Below are 22732 nucleotides of genomic sequence, written 5' to 3'. Positions count from 1 at the left end.
CCTGCCGGTGGGCATGCAGCGCTACGCGATGTTCACCGACGAGAACGGCGGCATCCTCGACGACCTGATGGTCGCCCGCCTGGCGGACGACACCCTGTTCCTGGTGGTCAACGCCGCCTGCAAGGAGCAGGACCTGGCGCACCTGCAGAAGCACCTCACCGAGCAGTGCACGATCGAGTCGCTGTTCGAGTCCCGCGCCCTGCTCGCCCTGCAGGGCCCGGCAGCCGCCGAGGTACTCGGTCGTCTCGCCCCGGAAGTGAAGAAGATGACCTTCATGCAGTTCGGCAGCGTGCGCCTGGACGGCGTCGAGTGCTACGTCAGCCGCTCCGGCTACACCGGCGAGGACGGCTATGAGATTTCCGTTCCGGTCGAGCATGCAGACGCCTTGGCGCGTGCCCTGCTGGACCAGCCGGAAGTCCAGCCGATCGGCCTCGGCGCCCGCGACTCGCTGCGCCTGGAAGCCGGCCTGTGCCTCTACGGCCACGACATGAGCCCCGCCACCACCCCAGTGGAGGCCAGCCTGGTCTGGGCCATTTCCAAGGCCCGCCGCGCCGACGGCCTGCGTGCCGGCAACTTCCCCGGCGCCGGCCAGGTCTTCGCCCAGCAGCGCGACGGCGTACCGAGCAAGCGCGTCGGCCTGCTGCCGCAGGAGCGCGTGCCGGTACGCGAAGGTGCCGAGATCGTCGATGCCGAGGGCACCGTGATCGGCCGCGTCTCCAGCGGCGGCTTCGGCCCCAGCCTCGGCGCCCCGGTGGCCATGGGCTACGTCGCCGCCAGCCACGCCGCCCTGGACAGCGAAGTCTGGGCCCTGGTGCGCGGCAAGCGCGTCGCCATGAAAGTCGCGAAGACCCCCTTCGTGCCGCAGCGCTACTACCGCGGCTGATACAGAGTCCCCAACTGCCCCGCCACGGCGGGGCCTTGAAGGGTGAAGACGCAAGTCTTCACCCTTTTCTTTTTTGGAAAACAGCACGTGCACACCAGGCAATCCGAGCGATGGCTTCGGTGCGCGCGGCGCACCCTACCAGGTAGCCGCGGAAATCAGCCAATCTGAAGAAATGCTTCTAACTAACTGAAATACAACGTCTTCCCTATTCATCAGAGCGACACAAAGCCGTCATCAACCGGTCATCCAGCGCAGGCAGATTCTCTGCTCAACTTTCCTGGGGAGGACCTCCGATGAACCACAAGAAGAACCTGATCAAGCCCCTGGCTGCTGCCCTGCTGGCCGCCACCCTCGGCGCCTGCGCCGTGCAAGCCCCGGCCCCCGCCAAGCCGGTGGCCCTGGATAACGAAGACTGGTACCAGATCCGCACCGAGAAGGAACTGTTCGTCTTCGACGACTACGCCACCTACCGCGAATACGTGAAGAGCGGCACTGCCCCGGTCAAACAGAGCGCCGGCAAGAAGGACGGTTTCGGCCGCGACATCATCCTGGTCCTGAAAGCCGCCGATCAGGGCAAGGACATCAAGACCCTCTCCGCCAAGCGCTTCATCGATATCAGCCTGCCGCCCGCCCAGCCCTTCTACGGCGAACTGCGTGACGAAGAAGGCATCATCTATGTGTTCAGCCGCTACGGCGACATGATGGACATGTACCGCATCGGCGAGCCCACCTTCAGCTACGTGGACATCGGCGGCGGCCCCGAAGGCCAGCGCGTGGTGTACGTCCTGACCAAGGAAGAGCCCAAGCCGGTCAAACAGATCGCCATGTTCCACGACAAATACAACTACAAGTAGTTCCTCCTCAGGCGGTCGGAATTTCCACCTCTCCGACCGCCTCTCGCCCTGCTCCAAAAGGCTCTACCGCCTACCCCGCAACGCCCACCGCCCGTCATCGCGAAACATCCCGAAACACACCGCGCAATGCCTAGAGCCAGCAGCCACCGGCCCTAAATAGCGACAAAATATTGCCACCCATCAAATTGCGCATCGTAAATGAGAGGTCTTTAGTCGATTTATTGGCGAATTGGCCGTGCGAGCAGATTCACCCTTTACGGCCTGCACCTTCGTGCGAACGGATGGGGACAAAGAGCCTTGGAGCATTGCATCCATGGCGGGCCGTTCACGCGAATTCGTGGTGGGGAGGTTGGAGTGCACACTCATGAAAGGCAAAGACCCGCGACAAAAAAACAAGAAAGACAGGTCGGTGGACGAAGGCCGGCGCGATTTCCTCAAACTGTCCGCCGCCGCGGCAGCTGCGCCAGCGTTACTGCGCGCCCCGGCCAGCGAGGCCTCGAGCGTCCCGATCGTACTACCACCCAGTCCGCCCACCGTGCCCTGGGTGATGGAGCTGCCCAACCAGATCGTGCCCGCAGCCAGCGTTCCCTCCCTGACACCCGCGCCCACCGAGTTGGCCAACATCGCCGGAGGCGAAGCCGGCAGGGGTCGGCACCAGCATTGGGCTCGCTTCCGCCCCGCCGCCGAGTACTACGAGCTGCGCGCCCAGCAACGCACCGACTGGGTGGTCAATCCAGCCTACCCACCACAGAAGGTCTGGACGTATCGCGCAGCCAACACCCCGGCGAATGAATTTAACGCCACCGTGATGACCCACTACGGCCACCCGATGATCTGCCGCATCTACAACGACCTGCCGGCAAACCACACGGGGTTCGGCACGCCGGAGATATCGACCCACCTGCACAATCTGCACAGTGGTTCGGAAAGCGACGGCTTTCCCGGTGATTACTACAGCGCCACCAAGGCCGGCCCGACCCTGACCGCCAAGGGCCAGTTCAAGGACCATCTCTACCCCAACGCCTATGCCGGATTTGATACCCCTCCGAACAGCACCGGCGACTTCCGCGAAGCCTTGGGCACACTTTTCTATCACGACCACACCCTGGACTTCACAGCCTCGAACCTCTACCGCGGCCTGGTGGGTTTCTACCTGCTTTACGACCACCTGGACTCGGGCAACGAGGCTGATCCGACGCCCGGGGCGCTGCGTCTGCCCAGCCATCCTTACGATTACCCACTGGAGTTCGCCGATCGCCGCTTCGATGCCGCGGGCAACCTCTACTACGACGAGATCAATCCCGAAGGCGTGTTGGGCGACAAGGTCATGGTCAATGGCATGGTTGAACCCGTGCTCAAGGTGGCCGCGCGTCGTTATCGCTTCCGCCTGCTGAACGCCGGACCAAGCCTGTTCTACGCCTTCTCTCTGGTGAACCCGAACAACGTGAAGCAGAACTTCACCTACATCGCCAACGACGGCAACCTGCTGCCCAAGCCGCTGCTCAACCAGCAGAGCGTCACCCTGGGCGTCGCCGAACGTGCCGATATAGTGGTCGACTTCTCCAAGTACTTGGTAGGCACCACCCTCTATCTGGTCAACCGCATGCGCCAGGAGGAAACCCGTGGTCCCAAGGACATCAAGGAACCCGGTGTACGTGTGCTGAAGATAGTGGTGGACCGCTGGCCGTCTGAGCAGGACCTCAGCCAGGTACCGGCCAACCTGCGACCACTGCCGCCGCTGGACCCGGCCGAGGTGGCCGCCGCTCCGGTACGCCGGTTCGTCTTCGAGCGCTCCAACAACATGTGGGCGATCAATGGCCAGTTCGTCAACGTCAACGCACCGCGCTTCACCGTGCCCAGGGCACGTGGAGAGATCTGGGAGCTGGTCAACATCGACAATGGCTGGTCGCACCCGATCCACATCCACCTGGAGGAAGGCCGCATCATCGCGCGCATCAGGAATGGCGTGTCGCAGCCCATCCCGGCCCACGAACAGGGACGCAAGGACGTCTACGTGATCAACAAGAACGAGACCATCCGCGTCTTCATCCGCTTCCGTGACTACGTCGGCAAGTACGTGATGCATTGCCACAACCTGATCCACGAAGACCACGCGATGATGCTGCGCTTCGACCTCGTCTAACGGCCGCGGGAGGACTTTCCATGAACACTCGCAGAAACCTGATCGGCGGCCTCGGCGCCGGCGTACTGGGGCTCGCCACCCTGGGTTCGCTGGGTATCGCCGCGGAACGCCAGCCGCAACCCCGTCAGGGCGACGGGCGCTTTCCCAACCCGACGCTCTTCACCCATCAGGGCCGGAAGGTGGAGTTCTACCGGGACCTGCTGCGCGGCAAGGTCGTCGTGCTGAATATGATGTACGCCAGCTGTGGCCGTAACTGCCCCACCGCCACCGCCAACCTGCGCAAGGTGCAACAGATGCTCGGCGACCGGGTGGGACGAGACATTTTCATGTACTCGATCACCCTGCAACCCGAGTTGGATCAGCCGCGCCACCTGCAGGAATACGTGGACAAGTTCCACATCGGCCCGGGCTGGGAATACCTCACCGGCGATCCGCAGGACATCCTCGAACTGCGCTACGCCCTGGGGTTCTATGACGTGGACCCGATCGTCGATGGCAACCAGCTGACCCACACCGGCATGGTGCGAATCGGCAATGAACCCATCGGGCGCTGGACCATGGCGCCGGCGTTGACCGATCCGACGCACATCCTTTCCGCTATCAACCATGTGGACCACCGTGTCGAGCTGACTGGCTGGGACATCCAGCAACCGTCCTGAGCCAACCAGAGGCCTCCGGGAGCGCCCGGAGGCCGGCTGGTGTATGATGCGCGCCTCCGGCCCAGCCACGGGCCAAAGCCTGAAAGCAGCAGAACACCATGACCAGCCAAGACATCGACCAGGTCGACGCCCAACCGGCGGAAACCCCGACCGCCGAAACCACTCCGGCCAAGCCGAAGAAGAACGTCCCCTATCACCTCACCCTCAAGGGTCACGACCGCGGTCAGCGCCCCGGCCCCGCCCCGCGCGGTTCTCGCCGCTCCATGGGTAAGCGCTGACGCCAGTCCGCCGCGCGCCCACCATGGGTGGGCGCGGCTACTTCTGCTCCCCCAATCCGTCGCATCCCGCCGAAAGCACGCTTGTAGCGCCGAAACCGCTCTAGCAAGGGGCTTTCATCGCTGCACTGTCACTACCCCGCACAATTACATCGAATAAATCGATTATCACGCTTTCTGGAAAAAGCCTTTCCACTCTGCGTAACTGCGCCTCATAAAAACACCTAACCTATTGTTTTTTATGGATACTCCATAACTATCATTAACGTCGATGGTAACCATTACCCAGGATCACTTCTTCATCGAAATCACATCAGTAACATGGGCCCCACAGACAAACACCACCCCCAAACCAAGGTGCCCAAAATGAAAAAGCAAATCCTCGCCAGCCTGTTCTTCGCCAGCCTGTCCGCCTCTGCTTTCGCCCTTTCGGTTGCCGAGGGTGGCGCTGATCGCACCAACGTCCACCGCGTCGCTGAAAGCGGCTCCGAGCGTTCCCAGTCCCTGCGGGTTGCTGAAAGTGGTTCCGAGCGTTCCGAGTCCCTGCGGGTTGCCGAAGGTGGTTCCGACCGCACCAAGGCCTTCGACGTGGCTGAAAACGGTTCCGAGCGTTCCGAGTCCCTGCGGGTTGCCGAAGGCGGCTCCGATCGCACCAAGGCTTTCGATGTGGCTGAAAACGGTTCCGAACGCTCGCAGGCCCTGCGTGTAGCCGAAGGTGGTGCCGACCGCACTGGCGCCAACCGCATCAGCTGATCCCGGAGCAGTTCAGAGGCAGGCAATCACGATGTATGCAAATCCTCGAAAGGCAGAAGGCGCCCCATGTGGCGCCTTCAGTCTTTTTTGGGGCTGAGGTTGTACGACTCGGCACTTCGTAGGATGGGTGGAGCCTGCGATACCCATCGACAAGGCTGTAGCCGCAATAAGTGTTGCAAGTAGCTGCATTACCCGTAGGAGCTGGCTTGCCAGCGAATGGCTCCTTTTCGCTAGCAAGCTAGCTCCTACAAGGCGCCTGAAGACATGGCCGATGGTTTCCGGATCAGGGCTGTACCCAGCCACGTTCCAGCAGCGGTCGGTCCCAGGCCGGTTCATCGCTGATGCTCTCCACCAGGAAATCGATCAGTGTGCGTACCTTCAGCGCCCGACGCTGGGTCGCCGGATAGACCGCGGAAAAGTTGAAGGACGTCAGCGAGTAGTCGGTGAGCACCGGCACCAGACGCCCGGCCAATAGGTCATCACTGGCCACCAGAGTCGGCAGACAGACCACGCAAGCGCCGGTCACGGCGTAGTCCCGCAGCAGGTGAACCGAGTTGGAACGCACCTGTCCGGTGAGGTTGAGCTCCACCTGCTCATCACCGTTGAACACCCACTTGTTGCGTGACGGGTAACCCTCGTACAGCGCCACCTTGTGCGCCTGCAAATCCGCCGGCACGCTGGGCGCTCCATGCTTTTCCAGATATTCCGGAGCGGCGCAGAACAGCCGGCGCACCGAGAACAGCTTGCGCTCGATCAGCGACTCGGCCAGTGGCGGGAACATCTGGAAGGCCACATCGAAGCCTTCCTCGATCGGGTCCACCACCCGGTCGTTGACGATCACGTCCACCTCGATGTCCGGATACAGGTCCGTGAACTCGGCCAGCAGGCCGCCGAAGTGACCAAGGGCGAAGCCCGGCAGCATCTGGATACGCAGCTTGCCGGTCGGCTTGGCGCGCAGGTCGCGCATCTGCTCCGTCAGGCTGTTGAAGCTCGCCACCATGTCGGCGCATTCCTTGTAGTAGGTCTCCCCGACTTCCGACAGGCGCACATGGCGGGTGCTGCGGTGGAACAGCGGCGCGCTGATGAACTCTTCCAGCTGCTGGATGCGATGACTGATGACCGAGCGGGTCACCCCCAGTTGCTGGGCGGCCTTGGCGAAGTTGCCGGTTTCCGCGACGCGGACGAAGGCTTCGATGCTGAGCAGGCGGTCCATGGTGTTTTCCGTTGCTGGCGATGACTTAACTGTAGGGGCGAATTCATTCGCCAAGCAGGCCGAAGGTCTGCCCTGAGATTCCGTGGGGCAGCTGCGCCGCCCTTGGCGAATGAATTCGCCCCTACAAGAACGATCAGCCTCCAATCAACCTTCTTTGCATCGGGAACAGCTGCCAGCCGAAGCGCTCGCTCACCACGCCCCAGACGCCCTGGGGTGCCTTGAGCATCATCAGCACCGCTACGCCCCCGAGGATGATCATGTACAGCGCGCCGAACTCGGCGAAGCAGCTGCGCAGGATGAAATAGATCAGCGTGCCGATCAGGGGCCCTTCCAGGGTGCCGATGCCACCGATGATAACGATGAAGATCACCGCTGCGGTCCAGTCCTGCACGCTGAAGGCGGCGTCCGGAGAGATGCGCAGCTTCTGCAGGAAAATTAGCGCTCCGACCACCCCGGTGCAGCCGGCGGCCAGCACATACACCATCAGCTTGGTGCGAAACACGTTGATGCCCAGGCTTCCCGAGGCCGGCTCGGAATCGCGGATCGCAGTGAGCGCCAGCCCCTGGCGCGAGCGCAGCAGCAGGTAGACCACCAGCACCGCGCCGACGGCGATGGCCAGGGCACTGAAGTACAGCAGCATCTCGCGACCATCGCGGCTGCTGCCGATCTGCCGCACGATGGACGCCGGCAGGCTCTGTCCGGAACCGCCGCCCAGGCTACCGACCTGCGCCAGCCCAAGGCGGAACACCTCCGCAACCACCCAGGTGCCAATGGCGAAGTAGGCGCCACGCAGGCGGAACAGGACCAACGCCGTAGGCACTGCCAGCAGCGCAACAACCAGCCCGGCGAGGAACACCGCTGCCAATGGCGGCACGCCGAGCTGCGAAGCCAGCACGAAGAGCAGGTAGCCGCCGAGGCCGACGAAGGCCTGCTGGCCCACGGAAACCATTCCGGCGTAGCCCGCCAGCAGGTTCCACATCTGCGCCAGCGCCAGGTAGTAGGAGAATTCCACCACCAGGCGCAGCACCGCGCGATCTGCCCAGAACGGCAGGGACGCCAGGACCAGCACCAGCACGCCCAGCAGCGCCAGACCCACCTGGCTGCTGCGGGTAGCCCGCTGGACGAGGTAGGCATTGTTCATCGCATTCATCAGTCGACACTCCGGGGGAACAGGCCGCGCGGGCGGAAAACCAGGATCAGCAGGAACACCAGGTGACCGGCGAGGATCTGCCAGCCCGGATCGATGCGCGCACCGATCGCCTGGGCGACGCCGAGGATCACGCCGCCGGCCAGGGTGCCCCATAGGCTGCCGAGGCCACCGATGATCACCGCCTCGAAGCCGTAGAGCAGGCGTGCCGGCCCGACGCTGGGGTCGAAGCTGGTGCGTACCGCGAGGAACACGCCAGCAATGGACACCACCGCCATCGCCAGGGCCATTGCCAGGCCGAAGATATGGCGGTAGTCGATGCCCATCAGCTGCGCTGTGTGCTGGTCATCCGAGGTGGCGCGGAAAGCGCGCCCCAGGCGGGTCTTGTAGAACAGCAACTGCAATCCACCGATCACCAGCAGCGCGCAACCGAACACCATCAACGGCATGACACCCAGGCTGAGCCCACCGACGGCGACGCTGGCCACTTCCAGCTCGCCCTGGGACAGCTTGCGGCTGTCGGCACTGAAGAACTCCAGCAGGACGTTCTGCAGGATGATCGACATCCCGAACGTCACCAGCAACGGCGGCAGGATGTCATTGCCGAGGGTGCGGTTGAGCACCTGGCGCTGGAGGCCGTAGCCGATCACGAACATCAGCGGCACCACCAGCACCAGGCTGGCCAACGGCGAAAGACCGAGGGTTTCCACCACCACCAGGGCCAGGTAGGAGGCCAGGACGATGAAGTCGCCATGGGCGATGTTGACCAGGCGCATGATGCCGAACATCAGCGACAGGCCCACCGCGAACAGGGCGTAGAGCCCACCGAGAAGTACGCCCTGCGCCAGGGTATCGAGCCATTCCATCGTCATGCCTCCGCCAGGCCGAAATAGGCCGCCTTGATCTGCTCCTTGCTCGCCTCCCCCGGCTTGCCGGAGAGCGAGACCCGGCCTTCCTGGAAGCAATAGAAGCGGTCCGCCACGGCCAGGGCCTGGTTGATGTCCTGCTCCACCAGGATCACCGCCGTGCCATCGGCCTTGATCGAGGGCAGTGCGGCGTAGATGTCCTTGATGGTGGTGGGCGCCAGGCCCAGGCTGATTTCGTCACAGAGCAGCAGGCTCGGGCTCGACATCAGCGCACGGCCGATTGCAACCATCTGCTGCTGGCCGCCAGAAAGCGCGGTGCCGGGGCGCTTGCGCAGGTTCACCAGCACCGGGAACAGGCTGTAGATGCGCTCCAGGTCCCAGGCGCCCTGGCGTTTGCTGTAGGCGCCGATGAGCAGGTTTTCCTCAACGCTCAGCGACGGGAACAGCTTGCGGCCTTCCGGCACCAGGGCGATGCCGCGTTCAAGCACCCGGTTGGCCGGCAGGCTGCCGATGTACTCGCCTTTGAAGCGAATGGCACCGGGGTCATTGCGGATCAAACCGGCCAGCGAACGCAGGAAGGTGGATTTGCCGGCGCCGTTGGAGCCGATGATGGCGACGGTTTCCCCTGCCGCCAGGTCCAGGTCGATGCCGAACAGCGCCTGGAAGTCGCCGTAGCCGGCGCGCAATTTGCGGATCGTCAGCATGCCTTCAGCTCCCGATGCCCATGTAGATTTCCTGCACCTTCGGATTGGCCATCACCGCGTTGGGCTCACCTTCGTCCAGCTTGCGGCCGAAGTTGATCACCGCGAGACGGCCAGCCACCGCCAGCAGCGCATGGACGATGTGTTCGATCCAGATGATCGCGGTGCCGGAACGGTGGATGCCCTGGATGGTGCCTACCAGCTCCAGGCATTCCGGCTCGGTGAGGCCGCCGGCGATCTCGTCCAGCAGCAGGAGTTGCGGCCGGGTGGCCAGGGCGCGGGCCATTTCCAGGCGCTTGCGTTCCAGCAATGTCAGCGAACCAGCCAGGGCATTGGCCTTCTTCATCAGCCCGGTCAGTTCGAGTATGTGAGCGCACCAGGCATGGCCGTCCTTTTCCTTCTGTCCGGCGCCGAAGGTGGCACCCACCAGCAGGTTCTCGAACACCGTCATCTTCACGAAGGGATGGGGAATCTGATGGGAGCGGCCGATGCCACGCTGGCAGCGCTTGAACACCGGTTCGCGGGTGACATCTTCACCCTGGAAGTGAATACGCCCGCTGTCGGCGGCCACGCCACCGGCGATAAGGTTGAACAGCGTGCTCTTGCCGGCGCCGTTGGGCCCAATGATGCCAAGCGCTTCACCCGGCGCCAGCGCCAGACTGAGGTCGTCGGTCACCTTCACCGAGCCGTAGCTCTTGTGCACCTGCTCCAGTACGAGGAGTTGTTGCATGTGTTGTTACCTGCTTCATACGACTCCCTCTCCCCCCTGGGGGAGAGGGCTGGGGAGAGGGGGTAAGAACTCAACCGTAAGTGATCGCCTGCATCTCCCCACCCAGAGGAATCTGCGGCGCGGTCTGGTTGCTGGTGATCACCAGGTCGTAGGTGAAGGGCCCACCCAGGCGCCACTGGCCCGACACCAGCGGCGTCTTGGCGACGTTCTTCACCGGGCCGTTCTTCCAGCTCACCGGGCCGACCACGGTGTTCAGTTCGGTCTTCAACAGGGCATCGCGGGTGGCTTCGGGGTTACCCACTTCCTCGGTGCGCTGAAGAATGTCCACCGCCAGCTCGAACAGCGCATGGACGAAGCCCAGCGGCTGGGTCCACTGTTTGCCGGTGGCCTGGGTGTAGCGCGCGGCCAACTGGCCGGCGCTGAGTCCATTGAGCGATGAGCTGAAGGGATGGCTCGGGCTCCACCAGATTTCCGTGGAGAGGTTGTGCCCCGCCTTGCCCAGGGCCTCCACTGCCGAGGGGAACAACAGCGCCTTGCCCACCGACATGGCCTTGGGCTGGAAGCCCTGCTGGCGCGCCTGGGTCCAGAAGGTGGTGAGGTCCGGCGGAATGACTACACCCGTGACGATCTCCGCCTCAGCTTTCTTGAAGGCGGAAATCTGCGCGGAGAAGTCGTCGGTCAGGCTCTGGAAGCGACCCGGGTCCACCAGTTGGAAGCCCTTCTGCGAGAGTACCGGCGGGAATCCCAGCTTGCCGTCGCCCCAGGCGTTGCCGTCACCGTCGTTGGGGAACAGACCGCCGATCACCTTGTTGCTGCCCATGCCGCCCCACATCGCGGTGTAGGTGGCGATCACGTCTTCCAGGCCCCAGAAGAAGTGATAGGTCCACTGGAAGCCTTCATCCGGCTTGCCGCCACGGGTAAAGAACCAGGGTTGCCACGGTGCCACGGTGGAGATGCAGGGGATTTCGTTGATCTCGCACTGGTCCGACACCGGGTTGGTGGTTTCCGGGGTGGACGACACCAGCATCAGGTCGATGCCGTCTTCGAGGATCAGCTCGTTGGCCACTTCGGCGGCGCGGTTGGGGTTGGACTGGCTGTCCTTGACGATCACCTCCAGACGGCAGCGCTGGCCACCAACGGTGATGCTGTTCTTCAGCACCGAGGCGAGGCTTTCGATGATGTAGCCATCCGCCGCGGCGAAAGGCGCCAGCGGTCCGGTCTGCGGGCTGACATAGCCAATGCGGATGACCTTCTCCGCGGCCAGCAGCGGCCCTGAAGAAAAGCCTGCGAGCAGCGAGCCGCCAGCCACGACGCCGCTGGCCCGCAGGAAATCACGCCGGGAAAGCCCGGCACCGAGGAGTTTCTTGTTGTTGTCCATGACGGATACCTCGACTGGAGAATGAGACCCGGCGCAGGCGCGCAAAGAGGCCCGGCCGGGAAGGCAGTAGGTGCGGATGGATCAGAAGAAGACAGTGATGTCGAAGGAGCCGATCAACTGGCTGTCTTCCTGGCCGCCACCGAATGCGTCGCGACCGTTGCCGCTGTGGATGTCGTAGCGCAGCTCGGGGCGCAGGCGAACGTTCGGCACCGGCGTCCAGGCCAGGTTGGTGGTGAAGCCGTAGAAGCTGCCCCAGCTCGGGTCGGGAATGCCGGTTTGCGGGTCGATGTTGGCCATCACCACGTGCACCGGCGCATCGGTGTAGAACCACTCGGCGCGGCTGTTCCACATCAGGTTGTCGTCCAGGCGGTGGTACCAGTTGAGGTCGGTGCCGTACCAGTGGGCGTTACCTTTGTCGGCGAACCCGGCGAAAGCGGCGTCTTCCTGCTGGCCGTAGTTGAACTCCACCGCGACCCGGTTGCGATCATCCAGCACGTGGGAGACCGTCAGGTACGACGCATAGCGGGTCAGGTCCTGGTCATCGGTCCCGGCCGGAATCGGCGAGCCGCAGGCACACTCGGCGAAGCTGTCGCCGGCGCCATTGCCGTAGATGTTTTCCCAGTCGACCCAGGTGCGGAAGTCCGCCGAACGCCAGCGCAGGTTGGCGATCACGTCCGGGTCGCCATTGGGGTCCTGCATGTTGTTCCAGCCCTGCACCACGCCCAGTTCGAAGCCGAGCATGCTGCCGCCCTCTTCCTGCGGAAGCTTGAAGGAGTACAGCGCGCCAGTGTGCTTGGCCGGGCCGTGCATGAAGGAATAGGTGTGGCTGTAGAAGTCCGTGGGTGCTGGACTTGGCAGGGCGAAGCCGATCTCGTTCTCCAGCGGGGTGTGGAACACGCCGAGCATCAGGTTGGAGCCGCCGAGTACCGGGATGTAGAAGTCCAGGTAGGCCTGGGCGATGTTGAAGTTCTCGTCGTTGGCATCCGCGCTGCGGTTGACGCCCAGGTCTTCGTCGAAGCCGTAGGTCTTGAAGAAGCGCGCGTCCTTGCCATAGAGGGCGGTGACGTTGAAGCCCCAGTCGGCTTCCTGCGGCATCGGGCCGGGGAACGGACCGACGCGACCGATCACATTGCCCTTGGGTGTTTTTTCGATGGCCAGGGCGAACTGGTTGAGGTTGAAGCCTTCGTCATTGTTGAAGAAGGCCTGCTTGCTTACGTCATCGCTGCCGTTGTCGTTGTAGATCCAGCCAGCCTGTGCCCATCCATGGACCTTGATGCCGTAATCCTTTTCCAGGCCGTCGCCGAAAGCGCTGCGGAACAGCGAACCGGACGGCCCCGGCTCGGCAGCCTGGGTGAATGCGGGAAACAGCGCGGCGGCCGCCAGGACCGGCGCGCACAGGGAGGACGCGAAAAGGGGCTTGCGAGAAATCATGGCAGCTACCTTGTTGTTATTAGTCAGCCTGAAACCGAGGTGTGCACCGCGGCAGTGCGGGTCTGGTTGCTCGGTTGGATCGCAAGCTACAAGCGCCCCTCCCCGCCAACAATTCCGGTTTCGGCGATATGAGTGTTCGTGCTTCGCGAACAATGCTGCGCAGCCGGTGCTAGAGCGGCCGGAGCGGGAACGAAGGGATGCGGGACGGGCGGTTATCGGACGGAATCGCGCAACTGCGGCAGGGCTTGGACGTAGGGTGCGCCGCGCGCACCAGCCTTGTTAGCACTCCAGGGTGTCGCTGCGGTGCGCATGGCGCACCCTACGGATTGGTAGCGAATCGCTGGACCAGAAAGTCGATCAGGGCCCGCACCTTGGCCGGCAACCGGCGACCCGGCGGGCAGACCGCATAGATTTGCGAGTTGGGCAGCGGGAAGTCCTGCAGCACCTCTACCAGTTGGCCGCTGGCGAGGCCCTCATTCAGCAGGAAGCGCGGCAGCGAAACCAGCCCCAGTCCATCCACCGCCGCCTGCACCAGCACTTCGCCGTTGTTGGCGATCAGCCGTGGCCGCACTGCCACCGAACGCCACTCGCGGCCCATGAGGAACTGCCACTGACTGCTGTTCGCACGGTTCTTGTAGCCCAGGCACTGGTGCTCGCGCAGGTCGTCCGGGACTTGCGGGGTGCCATGCGCCGCCAGGTATTCGGGACTGGCGCAGACCGCATGGGGACAGGGCCCCAATTCACGGGCCACCAGGGTGGAATCCGGCAGCCGGCCGATGCGCAGAGTGAGGTCGTACCCTTCGTTGACCAGGTCCACGTAGCGGTCGTTGAGGTCCAGCTCCACCTCCAGGCCGGGATGGACGCGCATGAATTCATTGAGTGCCGGCGATAGGTGCTTCAGCCCGAAGGACATGGGTGCGGCGAGTCGCAAGCGTCCGCGCAACTCGCTCTGCAGGCTGCGGGTCGCTTCCTCGGCTTCGGCCAGGTCACGCAGGATGCGCTGGGCGCGCTCGAAGTAGTCCAGACCGGTTTCGGTCAGGCTGAGGCGTCGCGTGGTGCGATTGAACAGCCGGCACTCCAGATGCCGCTCCAGAGCACTCATGCGCCGACTGACCACCGACTTGACGATATTCAGCCGCTGCGCCGCCGCCGAGAAGCCACCGGTCTCGACCACGACCACGAATACCCGCATGTCTTCGAACAGGTTCATCGCTAACCGCCTGTGAGGAACGAGGGGCCGTTATCACAGGTTTAGCGGATTTGGGCATTGGCATTTGTTAAGGCGCAGACGGCTTGCGAATCCTTGTGGGGGCGAACTCATTCGCGAAATGGTTAGGCACCGAGCCGGCCAGCTGCCACCCTCATCCGAACGCGGCCCGCCCCGGCCCCTCTCCCAGAGGGCGAGGGGTGACTCCGCGCCCACCTCCGGCACAATCCTGTAGGGGCGAATTCATTCGCCAAGGGCAGCGCAGCTGCCCCGTAGGTTGGTGCGGGCGGCGTTCCGTCAGAGCGCAGCGAAGCCCAACATGGCCCAACACCGAGAACGCATCCGCTTCCCTCACCCCAACCCCGCCCTGCGCCCCAGCCCGATCGCTTCGCGCTCAGGCGTTCATCGGCAACGAAAGCAGTGCTTCCGAAAGCATGCCGCTTCACCCCAGAGGGAGAGGGAGCAGTCCGTGCCGGGGCCAACTGTGGCTCGTTCCTGTAACGGCGAACCTTCGGTCCGCTTGGCGAATGAATTCGCCCCTACAGAAGCAATCCTCTTGGAGGAGATCCACCTACAAAAGCTCCACCCTCCCCTGCACAACCCGCACTGGCACCGCTTCCAGCCGGCTGCCGGCGCAGGGGCCTTCGATGCAGTGGCCATCCTCGAAGCGGAACAAGGCGCTGTGGTGCGCGCACATCAGTACCTGGCTGCGGTAGGTGGAGAACTCGCCGGGGCGGAAGTCCAGCGGCACCGAGAAATGCGGGCAGCGGTTGTGGTATCCCCACACTTCTTCGCCACGACGGACCAGTACCAGCGGCTGCGCCCTACCCTCCAGCGTGGCCTCCAGCGCGAGTGCGCCGCCGTCAACGATGGCGTCCAACGTGCAGAGCAAGTTCATCCGCGCAGCTCCGGATTGCCCAGGCCCCAGTTCCAGGGACGAACCTCGATGTGCTCGAACAACCCTGCGCGTACGTAGGGGTCATCGCCGAGGAAAGCCTGCACGTCGCCCAGGCTCATTGCCTCCACCACCAACAGCGTGCCGTTCATGCGACCGTTGCCGCTGTCCAGGGTGGGGCCACCGAGGCGCACCACCACCCGGTGCGGATAGGGATTGCGCAGGTGCTCGCGATGGGCCGGGCGCACCTGGTTACGCAGGGCCAGTTGGTCCGGCTTGTCGGTGGCGAATACCGCGAAATACTGGCTCATGATGCTGCGAGCTCAAGCACGAAGTCGTAACTGGCCAGGCGGAACGCGCCGTCGATGCCATGCGCTGCCGCCAGCGGATGGCCTCCCTGGCAGGGCTCGTAGACCACCTTGAGCGAGTCCTTCACACCGAACACCACATCCGACTCCAGGTAGGGGTCGTCATGGTTGAACAGGTGGGTGACCAGGGTGCGCCGCCCTTCGGCCATGACCATGAAATGCAGGTGCGCCGGACGCCACGGGTGGCGGTCGCTGGCTTGGAGCAGGCGTCCCACTGGGCCATCGGTGGGAATGGGGTAGCTCACCGGGACAATGGTCCGGATCGCGAAGCGGCCTTCGGCGTCCGTGCGGTAGCGGCCTCGCAGGTTGGTCAGCGGCTGATCCGGGTCCTGCCCGGAGTACATGCCGTTTTCCGCGGTCTGCCAGACATCCAGCACGGCGTTGGCGATGGGTTCGCCAGCGGCGTCCAGCACCCGACCCTGCACCAGGGCGGGTTCGCCAGACGTGAAGGCCATGTTCTCGCCATGGTCACGCTCGGGCATGCCGGCGATGTAGAAAGGCCCGAACACCGTGGTTTCGGTCGCGGCTTCGCTGGCGCGATGGTTGATGGCATCCACCAGCATGGACAGACCAATCACATCCGAGAGCAGGATGAATTCCTGGCGCACGGTGCCATCGCACTTCTTGCCGGTGTCGGTGAGGAAGCGGATGCCTTCCAGCCACTCCTCCTCGGTCAGTTCCACTTCACTGGCGAAGGCGTGGAGGTGGCGCACCAGCCCCTGCACCAACTGGCGCAGGCGCGGGTTGGGCGTATTGGCGAAGGCGGCAACCGCCTGTGCGGAAATCTTCGATTCGTTAGTCGGGATGTTGTTCATCTTGTGTTCCCGTGGCTCCAGGTTTTCTTGCCCGTAGGGTGCGCCGTGCGCACGAGAAAGCGCGTGTGCGGGAACTGGTGCGCGCGGCGCACCCTACGTGGGACGTCAGGCCGGTGGCAGGCCTTTCCAGGCGCAAAGCAGCAAGGTTTCGATGGCGTCCCGCTCGAACGGACGCGGGTTGTAGTAGGGGCTGGCGCAGGCGATCGCGGCGGCTTCCGCCGGTCCTTCCTCGGGCAGTCCGATCTCGGCCAGGGAGGCCGGAATGCCCAGTTTCTGGTTGAGCGCGAACAGGAGTGGCCCCACTTCTTCCGCCTCCTTGCCCCCCAGGGCACGGGCGGCGCGACGCAGCGGCTCGGCAGCAGCCTCGCGGTTGTAATGCGCGGCATGGGGCAGCACCACCGCATGAGCCTGGGCGTGGGGCAGGTTGAAGGTCCCACCCAGGGTGTGGCAGAGCTTGTGGTGAATGGCCATGCCCACCGAGCCCAGGCAGATGCCGGCCAGCCAGGCGCCGTAGAGCGCACGGCTGCGGGCTTCGGTGTCTTCGGGGTTGGCGACCACGCCCGGCAGCGACTCGGCCAGGGCGCGAATCGACTCTTCCGCCATCAGGGTGATGATGGGGTTGGCGTCCTGGGCGTAAAGCGCTTCCACCGCATGGGCCATGGCGTTCATGCCGGAGCAAGCGGAGATCGCCGCTGGCAGGCTCAGGGTCAACTGCGGGTCATAGACCACCGTCTTCGGCAGCACGCGGAAATCGCGCCCGGTCTTCTTCAGGCGGTTCTCGGTGAGGCCGTAGATGGGGGTCATCTCGGAGCCGGCATAGGTCGTCGGCACTGCCAGGATCGGCAGGCCGGACTCCAGGGCAATGGCCTTGCCCAGACCGATGGTGGAACCACCGCCAATGGCGACACAGCAGTCAGCTCCAAGCCGCGCCGCCTCTTCGCGAGCGGCTCGGGCCACTTCCACCGGCACATGCATCACCGCCTGCGGATAGACCCCGGCGGAACGCTCTCCAAGTATCGCTGCCACCCGCTCGCCGAGGTGACGCTGTTCCGGGGTGGTGAGGATCAACGCACGACGGGCACCGAGCTTGTCCAGCTCCTCGGCCAGGGTCTCCAGCTTGCCCCAGCCAAACACCACGCGAGAGGCCAGGCCTTGGTAGATGAAGGGATTCATGTTCAACCTCAACGTTTGAAATGGGGCGGAATCTTCGCGTCCACGTTGACCCACACCGAACGGGCCTCGGTGTAGTCATGGATGGCCTCGAAGCCCATCTCGCGGCCATAACCGGACTGGCCCAAACCGCCGAACGGGCTGCCGGGGCTGACGCGCTTGTAGCAGTTGATCCAGCACATACCGGCATGGATGTTCGCCGCCATGCGGTGGGCACGTTGCAGATCGCGGGTCCAGAGGCCGCTGCCGAGCCCGTACTGGGTGCCGTTGGCGATTGCCAAGGCTTCTTCATCCGAGGAGAAACGCAGCACGGTGACGAACGGGCCGAACACTTCTTCCTGGGCCACACGGTGGTCCGGCTGGGCTTCGACCACGGTGGGCTCGATGTAATAGCCGTCGGCGAGCGCCGGATCGTTGGGCACCTTGCCGCCAGTGAGAATGCGGCCGCCCTGGGCGCGGGCGATGTCCACATAGTCCAGCACGCGGTCGCGGTGCTGAGCAGAAGTCAGCGGCCCCATCTCGGTGTTGGGGTCCAGCGGACTGCCCAGGCGAATGGAGCGAGCCAGGCCGATGAAGCGCTCGAGGAACTCGTCGGCGATGCGCTCGTGGAGAATCAGCCGCGAACCGGCAATGCAGGCCTGTCCCTGGTTGTGGAAGATCGCCCAGGCGGCGCCGTTCACGGCTGCCTCCAGGTTGGCGTCGTCGAAGACGATGTTGGCGCCCTTCCCGCCCAGTTCCAGTTGCACTCGCTTGAGATTGCCCTGGGAGGCTTCGACGATGCGCCGGCCGGTAGCGGTCGAGCCCGTGAAGGCGATCTTGCCCACGTCCACGTGCTCGGCCAGGCGTTGGCCGGCAGTGTGGCCGTAACCCGGCACCACGTTGACCACACCATCGGGGAAACCGACTTCTTTCATCAGTTCGGCGATGCGCAGGGTAGACAACGGCGTGATCTCCGACGGCTTGATGACCACCGTGTTGCCGGCGGCAAGCGCCGGGCCCATCTTCCAGCTGGTGAACATCAGCGGGAAGTTCCACGGCACGATCTGCCCGACCACGCCGATGGGCTTGCGCTGGACGTAGTTGAGGAAGCCGGTTTCCACCGGGATCACCGCACCTTCGATCTTGTCGGCCATGCCACCGAAGTAGCGGAAGCAGGCGGCGGTGCGCGGTACATCCAGGCTGCGGGAATCACGGATCGGGTGACCGGTATCCAGGGATTCCAGTTGGGCCAGCTCTTCGAGGTGCTCCTCGATCTTGTCCGCCAGCTTCAGCAGCAGGCGGCCGCGCTCGGCGCCCGACAGTGCGGCCCAGGCCGGGAAGGTACGCTTGGCGGCGGCGACGGCCAGGTCCACGTCCTCGGCTTCGGCGGCGGCGATATGGGTGATCAGCGAGCCGTCATGGGGCGACAGGACTTCGATGGTTCCGCCCTTCTGGGCCGGCACGAAGCGGCCATCGATGAAGAGTTGGTTCTGCATGGGTAAAGCTCTCCGGACGCCGTGACCAAGCACGGCGTCTGTGTGTGGCATGAAGTGGCTCCCTCTCCCAGAGGGAGAGGGAACAGTGGAATCAGAACTCCACCGGATACGGCGGCAGCTCACCGCTCTCGTAGCGCTGCGGCAGGTTCGGCGTGGCGTTCTCCCACACCAGCAGCATGGAGCGCTTGGTGGAGTAGCCCTGGTGGCGGATGTCCGCGGGCATGGCGCAGATGTCGCCCGGACGCATGGTGATGCGGGCACGCGGGGCGCCATCGTCCTTGTCGGCGACGTCCCAGATGATTTCGTCTGAGAGTTGCAGGAACCACTCCACCCGGTCATTGCCGTGGAACACCGGGAGGATGAATTCCTCCGTGGTCGGGCAGAACAGGCTGGCCTTGCACACCGAGCTGACCGAGGGGTTCCAGGTCACGTCGGAACGGGACAGGTACTTGTAGAGATTGAAGGCATGCAGCTCGCCTTCGAAGCCTTCGGCGGCATGGATTTCCGGCTCGTCCTGGGGCACGTCGGCGAACTGGCGGTTCACCGGCAGGTCATTGCGCAGCGGCGAGTCATCCGGCAGGCCCGGCATGCGGCGGGTGGCGACGCGGAAGCGCTCGATGGCTTCGATGTTGTCGCCGTTCTTGCGGCCGAAGGCGCTGCCGGTCTCTTCCGGTGCGGCGAAGGGGTCGAAGCCGGCGTTGGTCCAGTCGCGCAAGATAGCCTTGAAGGTGGCCATGATCTTCGGCGTCTCGAACTGTTCGGTGTAGTCGACACCCGCCTCGCGCAGGACGCCGTTGAAGGTGCCGGCGTAGAGGTCGACCTTGCCGTAGTGGTTGCGGGTGCCGATCACTTCATCGAAGTTCACCCAGCCATAGAAGAAGCCCCAGGCCACATCGCGCATGGTGGCGCGCAGGAAGGCGTCAGCGGGAATCAGGTGCGAGCGCTGCTGACCCTTGGCCGGCCACTGGATGCGCGCGAAATACTCGTCGCGGGACAGGGTGAAGGCGCCCAGTTTGAAGGTGCGGTAGCCGGTGACGGCATCGGGCAGGCTGGCCTCGACCTCATCGGCGGCGAAGCTGGCGGAAGTGTCGAGGGTTTCGAGCATGGCCATGGTGGATGTCCTTTTGTTCTGGTTGTGGGTCAGGCGGTCACTTCAGGCAGATGTCTGCCCACTTCTCCACCGACAGCGGCCCCTTGATGGTCTGCAACAGCAGCACACCCGGGCGCGCACTTTCGAAGCGGTAGGCGCAGCCCGCCGGCAGCAGGGTCTGGTGACCGCGCTTGAGCAGGACGTAACCCATCGGGCGCCCCTTGGGCTGCTCGCCGGCCAGGTGCGTGCCTTCGCCATCCGCCAGGGGTTCGTCGAGCTTGAGGAAATCCACCCGCACCTCGCTGTCCACGGAAATGGCGAACTCGTCGTGGGCGGCGGTGTACCAGGGCGAGGTGCCCTCGGCACGCAGGGTTTCGATGACGTAGCCGAGGTTCAGGCCGACCACCACCTTTTCATAGGGGGCGGAACGGCTGGCGACGTCGAAGATGTTGGAGAACGCGTAGTGGCGGGCTTCGCCCTGGATGATCTCGATCGACCCCATGCGATGGTCGTCGAGCGAGCCGAAGACGGTATGGAACGCGGCAGTGCTCATCTCATTCACCGTTTGTTGTTGTAGTGGTGAGTGAACGTTACGAGGGGCGCCTGCCGGCAACAATTCCAAGCCGGGCGACAACAGTGTTTGCAAAACGCGAACAGTGCACGGAGCGCTCTATATCGGGCCTTCTAGCGTGACATGCGGTTGACTTCGCCGGGCAGAAGGTCGGTTGGCGAGTGCTTTAGGAAGACTCTATCGAACAGATAAATCGAGTTAATCGATTATTCCACCCCACAGAAAAGGTCTTTCCAGCAGAGGCAATAACATCCCAATTAATCCTCTAACGCTTTGTTTTTATTTAACTTAAATAACTATCACTGACATCGATGGCAACCATCATCGACGATCACTTCTTCATCGAAATCACATCAGTAACATGGGCCCCACAGACGAACACCACCCCCCTCACCAAGGTGCCCAAAATGAAAAAGCAAATCCTCGCCAGCCTGTTCATCGCCAGCCTGTCCGCCACTGCTTTTGCCCTGCCCCAGGGTACCGTTGTCGCTGAAGGGGGTTCCGACCGCACCACCATCAACCGCGTCGCCGAAAGCGGTGCTGACCGTACTGGCGCCCACCGCATCGCTGAAAACGGCTCCGACCGTTCCCAGTCCCTGCGGGTTGCCGAAGGTGGTTCTGATCGCACCAAAGGATTCGATGTTGCCGAAGGCGGTTCCGATTGCACTAAAGGCTTCGATGTTGCTGAAGGCGGCTCCGATCGCACCAAGGGCTTCGATGTTGCAGAAAGTGGCTCCGACCGTACCAATGCCTTCCGCGTAGCCGAAGGTGGTGCAGACCGCACTGGCGCCAACCGCATCAGCTGATTCCGGAGCACCCGTTCAGAGGCAGGCAATCACGATGTATGCAGTTCCTCGAAAGGCAGAAGGCGCCACCTGTGGCGCCTTCTTCTTTTGGGGGTCCGGAAAGCTCACTTTCAGGTGGGCGCCGCCGCGCTTGCAGGGACGAATCCAACCCCGAGGACCTGACCTCTTTAGCTCGGTCTGGACCGTAGGGTGCGCTGCGCGCACCGACTTCAGGATCAGCTTCGGCGCCAGGTCAAACCTCCGGTGCGCACGGCGCACCCTACCGGGTTGGCTTCATCCTGCTAGTCCGACAGTCATCCCAATGGTGCATGAGCTCAGGCCACGCACTTCTCGAAAGTCGCCTGCATCTGCGCAGCATCGATGGCCCCACGTTTACCGATGAACACCAGCTGGGTACTGGGCTCCCTGCCCTCCCAACCTGATTCCGGCAGGATTTCACTTCGGCTCCCCACCAGGTGCAGGATGCAACGCTTGCCCGGCGCTTCGGCGATCTGGCAGACCCCCTTGGCGCGGTAGATATCTGCCGGCAAGGCCGCCAGCGCCTGGCGCAGGGCTTTCAGCGACATCGGCCGCTCACTGGCGAAACTCCAGGTCTCGAAGAGCGCCGAGTGATCCTCCTCCTTCAGGCTCGCCACTGCCGGAGCCGCCGTGACGGCAGCTGGACGGAAGCTCCACCCCGCCTTGAAGCGCCCTACTCCCAGCACCAGTTCCAGCGGGACGTCGCCGTACTCGCTTTCCAGGAGCCGGGCATTGGGATACAGCCAGCGCGCCTTGAGCGCGTCGAGCTGGTCGCGGCTGACCCGGTCGACCTTGTTCAGGACGATGATGTCGGCCACATCCAGCTGTTCCATCGCCAGCTGTGCCATCTCGCCATCCAGGGACTCGAACTGCTCGGCATCCACCACCGTCAGGATGCTGTCGATGGCGAGGGCATCCCTGAATTGCGGGTAGCGCAGGGTGTTGGCGATTTTGCTCGGGTTCGACACGCCGCTCGCCTCGATCACGATGTACTCGGGGCGATTGGTGCGGTCGTCCAGGAGTCGCCCCAACTGCTCGATCAGGTCGCTTTCGACGGTGCAGCAGATGCAGCCATTGGCCAGGCTCACCGTCGTCTGGGTCTGGCTGACGATCAGTTCGCTGTCGATGTTGATCGCACCGAAGTCATTGACCATCACCGCCATGCGCAGGCCGTGGTCGCTGTTGAGGATGCGGTTCAGCAAGGTGGTCTTGCCGGCGCCGAGAAAGCCCGAGACCAGGGTCACGGGAATGGGGGCGAGTCTGCTCAAGGGCTTGTCTCCTGGC

General features: G+C 63.8%; 23 protein-coding genes. 7 read left to right on the top strand and 16 right to left on the bottom strand.

Annotated elements, in window-relative coordinates; translation table 11 throughout:
- The 6 genes from gcvT to MnOB_RS01770 all read left to right on the top strand — a co-directional run.
- Window positions 1-883, top strand: an 883-nt coding sequence (gcvT, locus tag MnOB_RS01795; RefSeq protein WP_077521389.1) for a glycine cleavage system aminomethyltransferase GcvT, incomplete at its 5' end; no start/stop codon positions are given.
- A gap of 293 nt (window positions 884-1176) precedes the next feature.
- A complete protein-coding gene (locus tag MnOB_RS01790) occupies window positions 1177-1737 on the top strand; it encodes a hypothetical protein (protein WP_077521387.1) in 561 nt (186 codons plus the stop codon).
- A gap of 364 nt (window positions 1738-2101) precedes the next feature.
- Window positions 2102-3880, top strand: coding sequence for a multicopper oxidase family protein (locus MnOB_RS01785; protein ID WP_077521385.1), 1779 nt, complete (start codon window positions 2102-2104; stop codon window positions 3878-3880).
- A gap of 20 nt (window positions 3881-3900) precedes the next feature.
- Window positions 3901-4539 carry an SCO family protein gene (locus MnOB_RS01780; RefSeq protein WP_077521383.1) on the top strand — a complete coding sequence of 213 codons (639 nt, stop codon included), beginning with the start codon at window positions 3901-3903 and terminating at the stop codon, window positions 4537-4539.
- A 98-nt stretch (window positions 4540-4637) separates the two neighbouring features.
- Window positions 4638-4817, top strand: coding sequence for a hypothetical protein (locus tag MnOB_RS01775; protein ID WP_077521381.1), 180 nt, complete (start codon window positions 4638-4640; stop codon window positions 4815-4817).
- Between the two features lie 363 nt (window positions 4818-5180).
- Window positions 5181-5567 carry a hypothetical protein gene (locus tag MnOB_RS01770; protein WP_077521379.1) on the top strand — a complete coding sequence of 129 codons (387 nt, stop codon included), beginning with the start codon at window positions 5181-5183 and terminating at the stop codon, window positions 5565-5567.
- A 283-nt stretch (window positions 5568-5850) separates the two neighbouring features.
- On the opposite strand, the gene MnOB_RS01765 is transcribed toward MnOB_RS01770, so the two are convergent.
- From MnOB_RS01765 to MnOB_RS01695, 15 genes are all read right to left on the bottom strand, one after another.
- Window positions 5851-6780, bottom strand: coding sequence for a LysR family transcriptional regulator (locus tag MnOB_RS01765; RefSeq protein ID WP_077521377.1), 930 nt, complete (start codon window positions 6778-6780; stop codon window positions 5851-5853).
- Between the two features lie 133 nt (window positions 6781-6913).
- On the bottom strand, window positions 6914-7930 hold the full coding sequence (locus tag MnOB_RS01760) for a branched-chain amino acid ABC transporter permease (RefSeq protein WP_077521375.1): 1017 nt from the start codon (window positions 7928-7930) through the stop codon (window positions 6914-6916).
- Complete coding sequence (locus MnOB_RS01755; protein ID WP_077521373.1) at window positions 7930-8793, bottom strand: branched-chain amino acid ABC transporter permease; 864 nt, start codon at window positions 8791-8793, stop codon at window positions 7930-7932. The genes MnOB_RS01760 and MnOB_RS01755 overlap by 1 nt, the downstream gene beginning before the upstream one ends.
- 2 nt (window positions 8794-8795) lie before the next feature.
- Complete coding sequence (locus tag MnOB_RS01750; protein ID WP_077521371.1) at window positions 8796-9497, bottom strand: ABC transporter ATP-binding protein; 702 nt, start codon at window positions 9495-9497, stop codon at window positions 8796-8798.
- A gap of 4 nt (window positions 9498-9501) precedes the next feature.
- Window positions 9502-10224: an ABC transporter ATP-binding protein gene (locus tag MnOB_RS01745; protein WP_077521369.1), complete on the bottom strand. Its 723-nt coding sequence runs from the start codon at window positions 10222-10224 to the stop codon at window positions 9502-9504.
- 70 nt (window positions 10225-10294) lie between these two features.
- The gene (locus tag MnOB_RS01740) at window positions 10295-11602 is read right to left on the bottom strand and encodes an ABC transporter substrate-binding protein (protein WP_077521367.1); all 1308 of its coding nucleotides are present in this window, start codon (window positions 11600-11602) and stop codon (window positions 10295-10297) included.
- 81 nt (window positions 11603-11683) lie between these two features.
- The gene (locus tag MnOB_RS01735; RefSeq protein ID WP_077521365.1) at window positions 11684-13033 is read right to left on the bottom strand and encodes an outer membrane beta-barrel protein; all 1350 of its coding nucleotides are present in this window, start codon (window positions 13031-13033) and stop codon (window positions 11684-11686) included.
- 319 nt (window positions 13034-13352) lie between these two features.
- Window positions 13353-14243 carry a LysR family transcriptional regulator gene (locus MnOB_RS01730; RefSeq protein WP_077521363.1) on the bottom strand — a complete coding sequence of 297 codons (891 nt, stop codon included), beginning with the start codon at window positions 14241-14243 and terminating at the stop codon, window positions 13353-13355.
- A gap of 568 nt (window positions 14244-14811) precedes the next feature.
- Window positions 14812-15138, bottom strand: coding sequence for a Rieske (2Fe-2S) protein (locus MnOB_RS01725; protein WP_077521361.1), 327 nt, complete (start codon window positions 15136-15138; stop codon window positions 14812-14814).
- Window positions 15135-15446 (bottom strand): YciI family protein, encoded by a 312-nt coding sequence (locus MnOB_RS01720; protein ID WP_077521359.1) that lies wholly within the window; start codon window positions 15444-15446, stop codon window positions 15135-15137. The genes MnOB_RS01725 and MnOB_RS01720 overlap by 4 nt, the downstream gene beginning before the upstream one ends.
- Window positions 15443-16318, bottom strand: coding sequence for an intradiol ring-cleavage dioxygenase (locus MnOB_RS01715; protein WP_077521357.1), 876 nt, complete (start codon window positions 16316-16318; stop codon window positions 15443-15445). The genes MnOB_RS01720 and MnOB_RS01715 overlap by 4 nt, the downstream gene beginning before the upstream one ends.
- A gap of 105 nt (window positions 16319-16423) precedes the next feature.
- A complete protein-coding gene (locus tag MnOB_RS01710) occupies window positions 16424-17491 on the bottom strand; it encodes a maleylacetate reductase (protein ID WP_077521355.1) in 1068 nt (355 codons plus the stop codon).
- Between the two features lie 8 nt (window positions 17492-17499).
- Complete coding sequence (locus tag MnOB_RS01705) at window positions 17500-18963, bottom strand: aldehyde dehydrogenase family protein (RefSeq protein ID WP_077521353.1); 1464 nt, start codon at window positions 18961-18963, stop codon at window positions 17500-17502.
- Between the two features lie 91 nt (window positions 18964-19054).
- The gene (locus MnOB_RS01700) at window positions 19055-20074 is read right to left on the bottom strand and encodes a hydroxyquinol 1,2-dioxygenase (protein ID WP_077521351.1); all 1020 of its coding nucleotides are present in this window, start codon (window positions 20072-20074) and stop codon (window positions 19055-19057) included.
- A gap of 37 nt (window positions 20075-20111) precedes the next feature.
- Complete coding sequence (locus MnOB_RS01695; protein WP_077521349.1) at window positions 20112-20606, bottom strand: cupin domain-containing protein; 495 nt, start codon at window positions 20604-20606, stop codon at window positions 20112-20114.
- Window positions 20607-21031: 425 nt separating this feature from the next.
- Between MnOB_RS01695 and MnOB_RS01690 the strand changes: the two genes are divergently transcribed.
- The gene (locus tag MnOB_RS01690) at window positions 21032-21430 is read left to right on the top strand and encodes a hypothetical protein (protein ID WP_077521444.1); all 399 of its coding nucleotides are present in this window, start codon (window positions 21032-21034) and stop codon (window positions 21428-21430) included.
- 314 nt (window positions 21431-21744) lie between these two features.
- On the opposite strand, the gene MnOB_RS01685 is transcribed toward MnOB_RS01690, so the two are convergent.
- Window positions 21745-22716 (bottom strand): CobW family GTP-binding protein, encoded by a 972-nt coding sequence (locus MnOB_RS01685; protein WP_077521346.1) that lies wholly within the window; start codon window positions 22714-22716, stop codon window positions 21745-21747.
- Between the last annotated feature and the right edge of the window lie 16 nt (window positions 22717-22732).

Origin of the sequence: Metapseudomonas resinovorans, from assembly GCF_002003485.1 — a bacterium.
In the GTDB taxonomy this organism is placed as follows: Bacteria; Pseudomonadota; Gammaproteobacteria; order Pseudomonadales; family Pseudomonadaceae; genus Metapseudomonas; species Metapseudomonas resinovorans_D.
Note: the sequence above shows the minus strand (reverse complement) of the source record. Positions and strands in the feature narration are given on the sequence as shown.